Here is a 14,668-nt window from a genome sequence, read left to right as displayed (position 1 = left end):
TTATTTATTTTTAACTTTGTATGATTTGCTTGTATTCAAATTAATACTCTTGAATTTAGCTCTTTTGAAATGGCTTTGGGTTTGACATATACTTCTAGCAATACCTCTAATAATAGGTGACTAGTAATGTATAAAACCTTAATATTTTTTCTATCTTATTCAAAGAATGGTTGTTTTTTTATCATACTTATTTAATTTTATTAAAGCACTTGCTTTGGTAATAAGCTGGGTGCTTTTTAAGCAAGAGTAAGCAAACACATCATAAATGTTATATAAGGTGTTACGCTGCATTTAATAATGGATGAAATAGTAAGAGATGTTTTCTTGCTATTTATTATTGTTTCAAGAGATTCTTTGCTTATAGTCGAATTATTCTAAATTATATTAGAAACTGTTGCTGTTAAATTAAGTGTGCTTAAGATTTTATCTTGCATATATCATAATAAATATTACATTTTATAAATTGTAAAAATATTTAACTGCATTAATTTTGTTTATATAAAAATCCACTCAAAGAGTGAATTAGTTAAATGATACAATAGCAAAGCGATCTTTACCTGCCATATCTTTATGTATTTCAATTTGATATTGATTTTTAAGTTGATCTCAATATTGTTTGTGAAATGGGTTAATTTCAAAAAAGATTTTTCCACCTGGGTTTAAGTAGTTTTGACCTTGCTTAATAATTGTTTGATAAAAGAAAAAGCCATCTTGTGGAGCATATAAAGCATGTAAAGGTTCAAAATTAATAACACTAGCATCCAGCTGCTCGCTTTCTTGAATGTAAGGTGGATTGGATACTATTACATCAAATTTTTGAGTTATATTATTAAATAAATCACTTTGAATGATCTTAATGTCTACTTGATTATTTAAAGCATTTTCTTTACTTTGTGCTATAGCTTCTGGATCTATATCACTAGCTGTTAGGTTTCAAGTTAAATTAGCTTTTTTTAAGGCAATAGCAATGAAACCTGAGCCAGTACATAAATCTAGCACTTGCAAGTTTTTTACATTTTTGTATGCTTGTTCTACAAGTAAAATTAATTCTTCCGTTTCATAACGTGGAATAAGCACTTTATGGTTAATGTTAATTCTAACATCATGCATATCTACATATCCCATAATTTTTTGCACTGGCATTCCTTGCTCAAGGAGCTCTAATTCAAAAGAAGATACAGTTTGAGGCAAACCATATCTTCTTTTTTCAAGTAATAAATCAGCTTTTGTAGGCATTAATTAAATTCCTGCTTCAGCAATTTTTTCATTTTGCTCTTCAGCAAGTAGTGCATCAATAATTGAATTCAACTTACCTTCCATAACTGGAAGTAAGCTAGTTGAATAAGAAACTCTATGATCTGTAACTCTATCTTGTGGGTAGTTGTATGTTCTAATTTTTTCACTTCTAGCTCCAGAACCAGCTAATTTACGGTATCCTGATTCTTCAGCTTGTTTCTTTTGAAGTTCAATGTCATATAACTTAGATTTAAGCACTCTAAAAGCAATGTCTTTGTTTTGAATTTGGTTTTTACCTTCTTGACAAGTAACAACAATTCCAGTTGGTAAGTGAGTAATTCTAACTGCTGAATCAGTTGTGTTAACTGATTGTCCACCATTACCACTTGAACGATAAACATCAATTCTTACGTCTTCTGATTTGATTTCAATATTGATATCATCATCAATTTCAGGCATAACTGTAACTGTAGCTGTTGAAGTATGAACTCTTCCTTTAGTTTCAGTTACTGGAATTCTTTGTACTCTATGTACCCCTGATTCAAACTTAAGTTTTGAATAAGGTTTGTCTCCTTTAACTGAAAAGACAACTAGAGTAAATCCACCAGCTTCAGCTGCAGAAGATTCAAGTAAAGTAAGTTTCATATCATTTTGCCCTGCTCATTTTGAATACATTCTAAATAAGTCTCCAGCAAAAATGTTAGCTTCATCCCCACCAGCTGCTCCACGGATTTCAACAATAACGTCCTTATCATCGTTTTCATCTTTAGGAAGAATTAAAATCTTTAATTCATCAGTTAATTTTTCCATTTTGCTTTCAGCTTCAGCAATTTCCATTTTAGCTAATGAAACAAGTTCATCATCATTTTCTTTAAGCATTTCTTTAGCATTTTTTAAGTTGCTTTCTGCTTCTAGATAGCTATTAAAAGCATCTACGATATCTTGAATTGAGTTAATCTCCTTATTTAACTTTGTGTACTTTTTAATGTCATTAATAACTTCAGGATCTTGAAGTTGTTTTTCAAATTCTTCGTGTTTTTGTTTGATTTGCATCAATGAGTTATACATAGTTGTTTCCATAATTGTATATTTTAACATATAGCTTAATTTTTAAGACTATTTTTTGCACCTATTATATAGAAAGTGAGATAAAAATCTCTTTGCAGTTAAATGTTAGACATTTAAACAAATAAAAAATATAGCTGCTAAAATAGCAACTATATTAACAAAACATTTTTTCTAGTAATCCTTGTTTGATATTGTTTAGTTTTTCAAGTTTTGTTTCTTGAGCAGTAATGAGAGTGTCTATGCTATAAAATAGTTTTCCAATTAATTCTCTTTCATTACCTTTGGATGGTATATATATTTTTGTGTTTGAAATGATAGAAATATAATGTCTAGCATGACCTTGATTTTCGAATGTTGTTTTATTTAACAAACAAAAATAATAATAAAGATTATCCGATTTGCTTTTTGGTGTAAGAATTTTTATAGCTGATGATGCTACCATAAATGGAAAGTCTACATATTTTGAATCAAGTGTAAAATCATCAAATATTATGCATCTGCCTTTATTATATTTTTTCTGATTTTCATTAGAATAACCTAATATAAATGACTTATTCGCTGTTAAAACTGGAATTAAGCCATGCTTTTGTAAGGGCGAATTTTCTATGTATTTATCAGGTCTTTCATATTCTAAAATATTTTTTAATGTTACTAATTCTAATTGCTCATGAAATGCCTTAAATCTAATTTTAGGAACTTTTTCATTATTAGAAGCAAACATTTTATCTAATAATGATTGTTTTACTGCTTGAAGTTTTTGGAGTTTTAATTCTTGAGAAGTGATAAGAGAGTCTAAGCTAGAAAATAGTAAGCCTATTTTTTCTTGTTCTTTTATAGAAGGATTCTTAATTTGGATTATATCAAGTGCACTTGCATTTAATTTCGATCTATCTCCACCTGTGAGCAATGGTTTAAAATTAAAATTTTTAATAGCAAAACTTAAAAACTTATTATCTAAAATATTTTCCTTACCTTGAATAACATGCACATGATTATTAGCTCAAAATTTACCATTTACATATTTGGAAGGATAATTATTTAAATCATTAGCACCATCTTCAGCAACTAAAACAAATTCCCCATCATGAGTGTATCCAGATACATAATCTTGAATTCCATTAGCTCCATAATAAGGAATGTCTCCAGCTTTTCTTAGCTTCTCAGATACTGGAATTCTTAAATTATCAAATTTATTTGCTAATTCATTTAAAATTTTATATCTTCACTCTTCTTCAAAACCTTTGAATCTAATTTGAGGCACTAACTTCTTTGCATGCATAGACTTATTCCATTCCTTTAAAATTGTTTTATAAATTAATTTTATCATAGCTAAATAATTAGTTAGCAAAATGTAGCAATTTTATGTCAGAATGCTATTAAGAAATAATTTTGTAATATAATTGTTTTAATACTTTTTTATAAAGGAGTTGAAATGAAAATTTTAATTAAAAATGCAACAGTAGTTACTATGGAGGAACAAAATAAAGTTATTCCGCATGGTAATGTTTATATTCAAGATAAATATATAGTAAAAGTAACTTCAGATTTAGATCCTGAATTTGTAGCTGATAAAGTGATTGATGCTAAAGGGAATGTTTTAATGCCTGGATTAATTAACTGTCATACACATATTGCAATGACAATGTTAAGAAATCATGCTGATGATGTTAATTTGGAAGATTGATTATTTAATAACATTTTCCCAATTGAAAGTAAAATGACTCCAAAGGATGTTTACTATGGAGCTAAATTAGGAATGCTAGAAATGATTTCTAGTGGAACTACAACCTTTTTAGATATGTACTTTTATGAAGACCAAGTAGCACGTGCTGCTAGTGAAGTAAATATTAGAGCTTACTTAGGAATTGGAATTACTAAAGATTCACTTCAACGTAATTTAAAAGAAACTAAAGAGTTATATGAACAATATAAGGATAATGATTTAATTCAAGCAGTAGTAGCTCCTCACTCAGTGTATACTAATGATGAAAGTGATTTAGTAGCTTGCGGTAACTTACATAAAGAATTACAAAACTTACATACAATTCACTTAAATGAATCTAAAGCAGAAGTTCAAAATGCTATTGCTAAATATGGTATGAATTCATTACAAGAAGCATATAAGACAGGTAACTTAACTAGTCAAACAGTAATTGGACACGGGGTACATTTAACTGACCAAGATATTGAATTAATTAAAAAAGTTGGTTGCTCAATTGCTCATAATCCATGTTCAAACTTAAAACTTGCTTCAGGTGTTTTACCAGCAAGTAAATTATTAGCTGAAGGAATTAATATTTGTTTAGGTACTGATGGCGCAGCCTCAAATAATAATTTAGACATGTTTGAAGAAATGAAATTTGCTTCATTAATTCAAAAAGGTGTCTATGATAATCCAATTAACTTACCAGCTTGAGAAACATTAAAGATGGCTACAGTTAATGGAGCAAAAGCTTTACATATGCAAGATAGATTAGGAAAAGTTAAAGCTGGATATTTAGCAGACTTAATTTTAGTTGATATCCATAACATTAACCACACACCAAGTGCTAATGTTATTAACTCATTAGTTTACTCAACTAATAGTAAAGATGTTTATACAACTATTATTAATGGAAAAATAGTTTATGAAGATCATCAATTCAAAACAGCTAATGCTAATGAATTGATGTCTCAAGTCAATGCAGTTTATCAAGAACTGATTAAATAAATGCTTAGTAGGCATTTTTCTTTATCTTTTTAATTATTAAATAAATAATTAAGGGTAAAGATTTTGAGAAAATCTAAAAAAATATTTATAAATTTTAAAAAATAAGGGTATAGTTATAAATAATTATGGGAACAAAAAATTTAATTATTGTCGAATCACCTAATAAGGTAAATACAATTCAAAAATATGTTGGAGATGACTTTGAAGTTATCGCCAGTGTAGGTCACATTTTAAAAATGAAGACTACTGGGACTTATGGTTTTGGAATTGATATGGAAAATTGAGAGCCTGAATATAGTGCTGACTCAACAAAGAAAAAAGTAATTTCACAATTAAAAGCTGCAGTTAAAAATGCTAAACACATTTATATTGCAACTGACCCGGATCGTGAAGGGGAAGCGATCGGATATCATCTGGTTGAATATTTAAAGCTACAGGATAGATATTCTCGTATTAAATATAATGAAATTACTAAAGATGCAATTTTAAAAGCTTTAGCCAAACCTCAAGAGTTAGACTACAACTTAATTGATGCTCAAAAAGCACGTAGAATGCTTGATAGAATTATTGGGTTTAGACTTTCTAAACTAATGCGTACTAAATTAAAACAAGCACCAGGAACTCCAACTGCTGGTAGAGTCCAAAGTATTGCTTTAAAATTAATTGTTGATCGTGAAAATGAAATTAGAGCCTTTGTGCCTGAAAAGTATGCAACTTTAGCAGCTAAATTAGGATCTGAAAACTTAGCTTACTATTTTGATCCAGAAGTTGTTGGAGATAGAAAAGACTGAATTATTGGGGACAAATTAGATCAATTTAAAGATTACTTTAAAACAGCTAAAAAAGAATTAATTGTAACTGATATTAAGGTGACTGAAAGAAAAGTGCCTACAATGCAGCCATTTAAACAAGCTGTAATTTATCGTAAGTCACCATTATCTTCACAAACTACACAATACGTCTTACAAAAACTTTATGAAGGATTTGGTGATGGTGGGTTAATTTCATATCCAAGAACCGATTCTACTCGTCTTTCTCAAGACTTTATAGACCAAGCACATAGTTATATAGCTCAAAAATGAGGTGCTAGTTATATTGCAAGTGAAGTTAAAGGATTTAGTGGAGATCAAGATGCCCATGAGGCAATTAGACCAACTCGAATTGAGTTAACTCCATCAGCAGCTAAGGCCTTATATAATTTAACTGAGTCTGAATTTAAGATTTATAAAATGATTTATGAAAACACTTTACAAGCTTTAATTAAACAACCAATTAGAGAAGTAACTTCATATACTTATTTAAATGGAAGCCATAATTTTAGAAATTCATATTCTAAAATTAAATACGATGGATACTATGTGGTAACTGGAAAAGAATTAGAAGATGTAAATCCAAATTATCAATTAAATCAAGTTATTCCAGTAGAAGAATTTGTTTTTGAAGATCATGAAACTAAACCAGTTGCAAGATACAATGATGGGTCTTTAATTGAAGCTTTAGATAACATTAAAGTGGGTAGACCTTCAACATTCGCTGCTACTGTTAAAATTGTTAAAGATAGAAATTTTGCAATTAAAGAAGCTAATGCTTTAGTGCCAACTCAATTTGGTGAAATTGTGCTTAAAGATTTAATTTCAGGATTCCCAACAATTATTAATGAAGATTATACAGCGAGAGTTGAAGGGGAATTAGACTTAATTGCTGAGGCACAAATTAGTAAAGATGTTGTTATGCAAGACTTCTGAGATAAGTTTGTTACTGAATTTGAAGAAGCTGATAGCAAGATTGAAACTTATACATTCCCATTAAAAGAATTTGACACTCCTTGTCCTGAAGATGGAGGAGTATTAGTTCAAAGATATAATAAGAAAAATCAAGCCTTTGTTGCATGTAAAAACTTCCCTAAATGTAAATATACAGCTAGCTTACCTGAACAAGATAAAGATGATGAAGATAGTGAAGAAGCTACATACATTAATGATATTGAGTTAGATTAAAAAACACCACCTGTTAAAGTGGTGTTTTTTTATTTATTTTTTCTATGTTTTCTTGCAGCACCAAATAAACCACATATTGCAGTAATTGTTGCAATGATTAAAGTAGGTAATCAATATCAAATTGATGGACCATAATCAATTTTATTAATAATAATATCTGGTTGCTTGGTTGTGGTATTTTTATAATTTTTTAATAAGTTATTTAAGTTGTAAGCAGCTTGATTGATTTTAGCTGACAATCCTGACAAATTCTTATCTTGCTTAGTTAATGTTTCAACTTGATTATAAGCAGCTTCAATTGTTGATATTGTTTTATTATTTGCTCCCTCAAAGGCATTAATGCTTTGCATGCTTTTATAATTATTCATAGACCCAAATGCATTGTTAAGTGCCACATAAAGATTAGTTGCTTGTCCTAAATAAGTTTCGATATCTGAACGATCATAGTAGTCAACAGAACGGATAGTTTTTTCAAAATAATCCATTTGATTTTTTGTTAAATAGTTAAATGTTTTTATCTTATTAATTGCAAGTGATTGCATATTTTGTAATATTCATGTTTCTAATTTGCTATAAAGTCTATCTAAATCACCAGTATTAACATTAATTTGAAGTTGATTTGATCCATTTAAAATGTTTTTAGAAATATTTTTAAGTATGCCATTTAACTCTTCTTCAGATGCTTTTGATGCTAAAGGATCTTTTTTCGCCTTATCCATAAGGTCTATTAGGTATTTAGTTTTATATTGCAAATTATTGGTGTAATTCATTATGTTTCCTAAAAAGTTATCACCTACAGTTATTTCTTTTATCATTTGTTTTAAAAGTTCATTAGATAAATTTGGATATTTTTGTTGAGAAAATAATGCTTCATAATAATCTTTTGTAATTGTGTTAAAGCTATCTAAAAAAGCATAATAATAAGGTGCTGTTTTTAAAGACATAGTATCAGAATATTTCATAATATCATCATTTAAATTATTAATTTTGACCATTATTGTTTCGTTTCCATATCTCTTAAGTTCATTTATAGCTAGCGCAACTAAACCATTTAGTCCAGTTCAAAGACCACGTAAATCAGTATTGTTATTATATGCTGTTGTAACATGATTTATAAAGTCTAAAATTTTATTTGCATTAGCCACCTTAATTTTTCTTATGCTTGGATCGTATATTGCATTATATTCGGGTGCAAATTCGCTTATACTTTTTTTAGCTCAAGAGTAAGAGTAGGATTCTGATAAACTTTTTTGATATTGAGAATAATTTTCATATCCTGCAACATCAAACATTGTTTTATAATCATAATTACTTATTTTTTTAATGGTTTGATAAATTCCAGTATTAATAAAATTATTAAATTTTGTAATGGCTGAAGACAGATTATAAATTTCTTCAATAAAGATTTGGGTTTGGTCATAATCTTGTAAATTGTTTAATCTTTGTGTTAGTTCTTCAATTGAACTATCAATTAATAATCCATCAAGGTTCTTAATTGATTTTTGAATTTGTTGAAAAACTTTTATTCCATTTAAACCATTAATTGCCATAATTAAATTAGAATTTAATTGATTCATAACGCTGCTTGAAAAGCTTGTTGTGGCATTGTTTTGTATTCCTGAGATAAAATTTTGTACATCGTTTCTAGCATAAAGAAATTCAGTTTGCTTATTGATTGAAGATAATTTGAAATTTAATTTCAAATTTTTATTTTCTTCTAATTCCTGTGTGCTTAAGTTTTCAGGTGTTGTATTAATTGTAGTGATTAATAATTTCTTTTTTAAATCATCATAAGTTTGAAATAAAAGCTTATTTGCTTTAATTTGTTGATTTACTTGTTGGCTTCATTTTTGAGCATTAGCTAATTCAAAATTAGGAATTGAATTCATTGAATTTTGATATGTTCAATTAATTGCATTAGGATTTGAAGGATTTTGAGGAAAAGCATTTGTTAAAATATCACTAGTTACATTTTGCAATGATTGCTCTAAATTATTTTGGTATTGAGTAATTAATTCAAGAGCATTATTTGCGTTTGGATCAACGTCCTTATATTGATTATATTGCTCTTGTAAAGCTTTATATGAATCTTGGCAGTACTCAATTAAATCTTGTTCTTTTATGACATCTAGAAATTGAGCAATATTCTTGATATATTGTATCCCTTGATAAATTGCTAATAATTTATTATATGGCGTATAAACATTTAATATATCTGTCAATGAATTAGCATGAGTTATTCATTTTTCTATAAATTCATTTGCTATATTTGCGGAATAAATATTATTTTGAACTTGTAAGTTTACTGCAAAAGTTAAAAATTTTTTAGCTGCATCAATTGTATTAGTGATAGCAGTTGCTATATTTTCTTCAATTGATGCTATTTTTTGAGCATTATATTGTTCGGAACCTGATGGGAATGAATTACTCAATGTTTGAATTGCATTATTTAATTCAGCAGCTTGTGAACTTGAGTCTAAACCAGGATACATAGAATTGTTTGTTAACATAATTGAAATTCGAGGTTGGAATACACTAAATTCTTGACTTTGATTATTCATTAATGATAAATTATTATAGGTATCAACAAATTGTTGAGCACTCATTGGTGGAACAGCTAATCATGAATTTATATTTTGAAAAATATTATTATTTAATCAAGGTAAACTTTCAGAATTTAGTGTTCCCATAGCATTTTGCATATATTGGCGAAATTCATTTGCTTTTGGATTAAAGTCATTTTGCACGAAATTGTTAATCTCATTATCAAGATTTGTCACTGGTGCATTATTAAATTGACTTAATGATTGGTTGATTGCATTATAAAAGCTGTCAATCTTTTTGTTTATTTCAGGTAAATATTGGCCTGTAATATTATAAAGTGCTCTAGATTTATATCATGCTATTTTGCGTGCTAGGCCCAAGTCATTTTGAATTACATTAGAAATTTTATCAAGTTCTTCATCAGAAACATTTGGTATTGAGTTAATGGCTTTTTCAAATGCTGCAATATCAATTGGGTATTCTTTTAGATCGACATTTTTTAAAGTTTGATGTCATTGCTCTTGGAGTTTTTTAACATTTTCACTAGGATTATTATTAATTTCAGAATTTGTAGTAGCAGAAATAATGCTTATTGGTAAAACGATATTTAAAGGTAAAAGACCAGATAAAATTAAAATATTTTTTGCTTTCATTTTCAATCCTTTCATATATATCTCTATTCTACTACTTTAAAAATATAAAAATCTGGTAATAAATTTAAAATTCTTTTAAAAATATTCTTTTAATTGTTCACTCGATAAGGGCAAATTAATGTTAATAAAAAATCAAGCCCGAAGGCTTGAAATTATTGTTTAACAGTTTGACTAAGTTTCATCTTTTCTTTGATTTTATGTGAAACATTATATTGATATCAAGCTTTCAATATAAATCCAAATAAAACAAAGACTAAGTAAGAAACAAGTGCCACAGTGTTTTTAATTCCTCAAGTGTCGCCAATAATTCATGGACAGTAGAATAATACAATTAAGAAAATAATCGCAATAAGATCTAAACCATAAACAATTTTCTCTCAGAGTGGGATTCTTGGAATACGTTTTTTGCGTTCAAGAACAAAAGCTGTATTAAAGGTAATAATATCTTCGATAAATAGAGCTGTTGAACAAGCAATAATGGTTCCATCAAAGAAATCGCTCTTATCTTGAGGATTGGTCATAATTGAAGGTATTATTCATAAAATGACCATTGAGACTAAAATAATAACTGTAGTAAATACAATTGCATTTTTAAATTCATGATTTTTATTTCTTTTAGCAAGTGAAGCTGGGAAATATCCATCTTCAGCTAAAGGAACTACCCGACGAGCTGTTGAAGCACTTTGGAATAGTTTAAAGCTTAAATCATTGCATAAAAATCCAATAACAAAGAGTATTACACCAGAGCTTCCGAGTCCATAAGTATAAATTTTTGAAATACTTGAACTAGAGCTATCGGTTAAACTTTTTAAATTTGTTGGTAAGAAGAGATACAATGAAAAGAATACTAAATAAAAGGCAAAAATTACAGCAAATGAAATTAGCAGAATTTTTCTAAAATTCTTAAATTTAACATCTTTAACCATTGCAGAAACATCTTCTATTCCAGCGAAAGCGTACATAAAGAGTAAAGTGTTAGAAATAATTAATCTAGGTGAAATAACGTTTAGTTTAGGATCATCGCTGATTGCTAAAGTTGGATCACTTGGCTCTTTTGTAACTGCAATTATCATAATAATAAGGGCTAAAATTAGAATAAATCATTTAAAAGATGAAGCAATTAAAATGATTTTTTTATTTGTTTTCAGTCCAATTGTTGAAATTGCCACAATTGCAATAAATAGTGCAATTGAAACACCACGGGTTATTCACATTACTAAATCGTATTGTGGAAAGTTCTCTGGTGCAGGTAATAATAATTCAATTGCATCAACAAGGAATAAAGGTGCAATTGCGGATAATAAAGGCATCTGAATAAATTGATTTCAACCAACAAAGAATACTAAGTTATCTAAAAGTTTATTTTTAGAACGGGTAGCATTCTTTTTTGCTACTTGATCATCAATATGACGAGCAAAAGAATATGAGCCTCCATAATGATCATTATAAGTGTTGGCTAATCTTGAATAAGCTAAAGCTATTCCAAAGACACAAAATCCAGCTAGTAGTAAAACTAAATAACCTCAGTAGGAAATTTTGAGTACAGTTGAAATAGTTGTGATAAATCCAACACCAATAACAAAATTAATTGTAAAAAAGGTGAAACTTTTCTCTGTGAATTGTTTTTCCATAAAAATTATTTATTAAAAGTGATAATTTCTTTTGGTTCTTTTCCTTCAAAAATGACTGAATAAATTTCTTCATAATTTTTAACAGGAATATATTCTAATTTTTCTTTAATTTCTAAAGGAATGTCTTTTAGATTTTTTACATTTCCAGCAGGAATAAAGATACGTTTTAAGCCTTTAGATGAGGCTGCGAATGATTTTTCTTTTAAGCCACCAATTTCTAATACTTTACCACGTAAGGTAATTTCTCCAGTCATACCAATTTCGTTTGAAACTGCTCTTTTAGAAAGAGCTGAAATAATGGCAGTTGTAAAGGTTACTCCAGCTGATGGACCATCTTTTGGCACTGCACCTTCAGGTACGTGGATATGAATTGTGTTAGCTTCGAAGTCAAAATTATCTATACCAAAATGTTTAGCATTAGCTCTAACATATGTTAATGCAATTTGTGCTGATTCTTGCATTACTTCTTTTAAGGAACCAGTTAATTTAATTTCTGATTTTCCTTCATAAGTTGTAACTTCAATTGGAAGTGTTGAACCACCATATGATGTATATGCTAAACCTGTAACAATACCTGGTAATTGATCTTCTTCTTTTTCTTCGTCTTTAAATTTGATTACACCAAGTAAATCTTCAAGACCTTTAATTTGAACTTTAAATGATGTTAGTTTAGGGTTGTTTAATTTTTTAAGCACTATTTTACGTGCAATTTTATCTAGAATACGTTTAAGTCCACGCACTCCAGCTTCCATAGTGTAATGTTTAATAATGTATTCTAAAGTTTGTTCATCAATGCTAAACATTTTTGCATCTAGACCTGCTTGTTGTAATACTTTAGGTACTAAGTATTTCTTAGCAATATTTACTTTTTCACTTACTGTGTAAGAAGAAAGTTCAATAATTTCCACTCTATCTACTAATGCAGGTGGTATGTTTTCAAAATAGTTAGCAGTTGCGATGAAAATACATTTTGAAAGATCATATTCATGTTCTAAATAGTGATCTTGGAATTTTGTATTTTGTTCAGGGTCTAATACTTCTAGCATAGCACTAGCAGGATCACCTTTAAAATCAGAAGCCATTTTGTCAATTTCATCAAGTAAGATAACTGGGTTTGAAACACCAGCCTTAGTAATACCTTTAATAATTTTTCCAGGCATTGCTCCTACATATGTTCTTCTGTGACCTCTAATTTCAGATTCATCATGTACCCCTCCAAGTGAGATTTTTAAGAATTCTCTGCCTAAAGCTTCAGCAATTGCTTTTGAAAGAGAAGTTTTACCTGTTCCAGGAGGACCAACTAAAGTTAAAATAGGTACATTGTTATATTTTTCTTGTAAATTCTTACCATCTTCTTTGAATAAGTCATTATCGATTAAGTATTTATCATCGATTTCTTCATATTCGTCTTTATCTTTGTTTTGTTTTTTAACATTAATTAAAACTGCAAGATATTCAAGAATTCTTTCCTTGATTTCGTCTAAACCATAGTGGTATTGATCTAAAATTTCTTTAGCATGTTTAATTTCTAATAATTCACGTTGAACTTTTCTTCAAGGAAGTTTCTTTAAGATGTTTGTATAGTTTTTAGAAATAGCAGCTTCAGGAGATGCAGGCATCATTTCTGAAGATCTTTTTTCTTCATCAGCAATTAATTTGATAACTGATTCAGGGTAAATTTTTCTTAATTTAGTATTTTTAAGAGTTTTAGTGTAGTCATCATCTTCAACACTTCCACCCATTTCTTCAAGATATTCTTGTAATTGTTTGATTTTTTCTCTAACAATAAATTCTTGTTGTTGGCGTCCTAATTTTTGAGAAAGGCGACCATCAATATCATTATTTATCTCTAGTTGCATTGTTAGCATATGGGTTAATTGAGAAATAATGTATCTAAGTGGAGTTTCTCTATCTTGCATATATATGTCAAGTAAATCATATTTAATAGTGAATGCTTCACAATCTAAGAAGTTAATAATAGTTTCTAATAATTCATAAGTATATTGAGCTGATAATTTAGGAATTTTTGGATCAACATATTTTGAAAATAGCTCTGCAACCTCAACCATTGTAAATCTTTTTCCGTTAAGGTGTTTTTTCAAAGGTACAAAATTACGATCAATTGGACTAAGTGGATCTTCAACTACACCATCAGGTAATTTACCACCAGGTTTGCTCATTTCAACTAGTGTATTAACAAAGTCAGCAGTATTTTGTACATCATCAGCTGTAGTAGCGAAATTGTCTCATGGTAAGATAGCAGGGTTTTTATAAGCACCTGTTGCAATCATTTTTGGTAATGGGTAATTTACGCCATCAATTTTTAATTTATCTACATCAATTGTTTGTAGAATTTTAAAGTTTTCTAAAGGTTTGTAGACAAATCTATATAGTGAATTTTCTTCATCTAGTTCCATGTTAAGAGGTTTTACAATAACTGTTGGACTATCAAAAGGTTTCATTGAAGCATTGCCTTCTTGTCTTCAGTATTTAGTCATGTCATAACAAATTACAATATTATTTGCATTGTCATTCATATCAACATGTTGGAAGAAATCATAAAGTCTTTGGAATTGAGGATCATTAATTGAACCTTCAATTGCAGCTACTCCATCAATAGCAGTAATGTTTTGTTCATCAGATCACAAGACAAAAGCTCTTGTAATTTTTTGGATACTTAATGGATCAATACTTTCAAAATCGATATCTTTGTCGTATTTTTCAAAGAAGTTATTCTTTTCTAAGGTATTTAAAATTTCCTTAGCAGAATGTAATACAACTTTCTTTGTTGTGTTTTCTTCTGGGTTTGATTTTTTTGGCATTATTTCT

General features: G+C 28.6%; 8 protein-coding genes. 2 read left to right on the top strand and 6 right to left on the bottom strand.

Annotated elements, in window-relative coordinates:
* Positions 1 to 522: 522 nt before the first annotated feature.
* The 3 genes from prmC to ACM0L0_RS02035 form a co-directional block, all read right to left on the bottom strand.
* On the bottom strand, positions 523 to 1,236 hold the full coding sequence (prmC, locus tag ACM0L0_RS02045; protein WP_416738318.1) for a peptide chain release factor N(5)-glutamine methyltransferase: 714 nt from the start codon (positions 1,234 to 1,236) through the stop codon (positions 523 to 525).
* 3 nt (positions 1,237 to 1,239) lie between these two features.
* The gene (gene prfA / locus ACM0L0_RS02040; protein ID WP_416738849.1) at positions 1,240 to 2,304 is read right to left on the bottom strand and encodes a peptide chain release factor 1; all 1,065 of its coding nucleotides are present in this window, start codon (positions 2,302 to 2,304) and stop codon (positions 1,240 to 1,242) included.
* Between the two features lie 154 nt (positions 2,305 to 2,458).
* Entirely contained in the window at positions 2,459 to 3,583 is a 1,125-nt protein-coding gene (locus ACM0L0_RS02035) for a restriction endonuclease subunit S (RefSeq protein ID WP_416738317.1), read from the bottom strand.
* A 153-nt stretch (positions 3,584 to 3,736) separates the two neighbouring features.
* Here ACM0L0_RS02035 and ACM0L0_RS02030 point away from each other — a divergent pair, with 153 nt between their 5' ends.
* The gene (locus ACM0L0_RS02030) at positions 3,737 to 5,014 is read left to right on the top strand and encodes an amidohydrolase (protein ID WP_416738316.1); all 1,278 of its coding nucleotides are present in this window, start codon (positions 3,737 to 3,739) and stop codon (positions 5,012 to 5,014) included.
* A gap of 125 nt (positions 5,015 to 5,139) precedes the next feature.
* A complete protein-coding gene (topA, locus tag ACM0L0_RS02025) occupies positions 5,140 to 7,011 on the top strand; it encodes a type I DNA topoisomerase (RefSeq protein WP_416738315.1) in 1,872 nt (623 codons plus the stop codon).
* Between the two features lie 29 nt (positions 7,012 to 7,040).
* On the opposite strand, the gene ACM0L0_RS02020 is transcribed toward topA, so the two are convergent.
* The 3 genes from ACM0L0_RS02020 to lon all read right to left on the bottom strand — a co-directional run bounded on the left by ACM0L0_RS02020 (position 7,041) and on the right by lon (position 14,661).
* Complete coding sequence (locus ACM0L0_RS02020; protein ID WP_416738314.1) at positions 7,041 to 10,208, bottom strand: hypothetical protein; 3,168 nt, start codon at positions 10,206 to 10,208, stop codon at positions 7,041 to 7,043.
* 152 nt (positions 10,209 to 10,360) lie between these two features.
* Positions 10,361 to 11,839 (bottom strand): APC family permease, encoded by a 1,479-nt coding sequence (locus ACM0L0_RS02015; RefSeq protein WP_416738313.1) that lies wholly within the window; start codon positions 11,837 to 11,839, stop codon positions 10,361 to 10,363.
* A gap of 5 nt (positions 11,840 to 11,844) precedes the next feature.
* Positions 11,845 to 14,661: an endopeptidase La gene (gene lon, locus ACM0L0_RS02010; protein WP_416738312.1), complete on the bottom strand. Its 2,817-nt coding sequence runs from the start codon at positions 14,659 to 14,661 to the stop codon at positions 11,845 to 11,847.
* Positions 14,662 to 14,668: the final 7 nt, after the last annotated feature.

This window comes from Mycoplasma razini, assembly GCF_048076865.1.
Classification (GTDB): Bacteria; Bacillota_I; Bacilli_A; order Mycoplasmatales; family Metamycoplasmataceae; genus Mycoplasmopsis.
The sequence above is the reverse complement of the archived record's forward strand: the minus strand, read 5'-3'. Positions and strand labels throughout refer to the sequence as shown.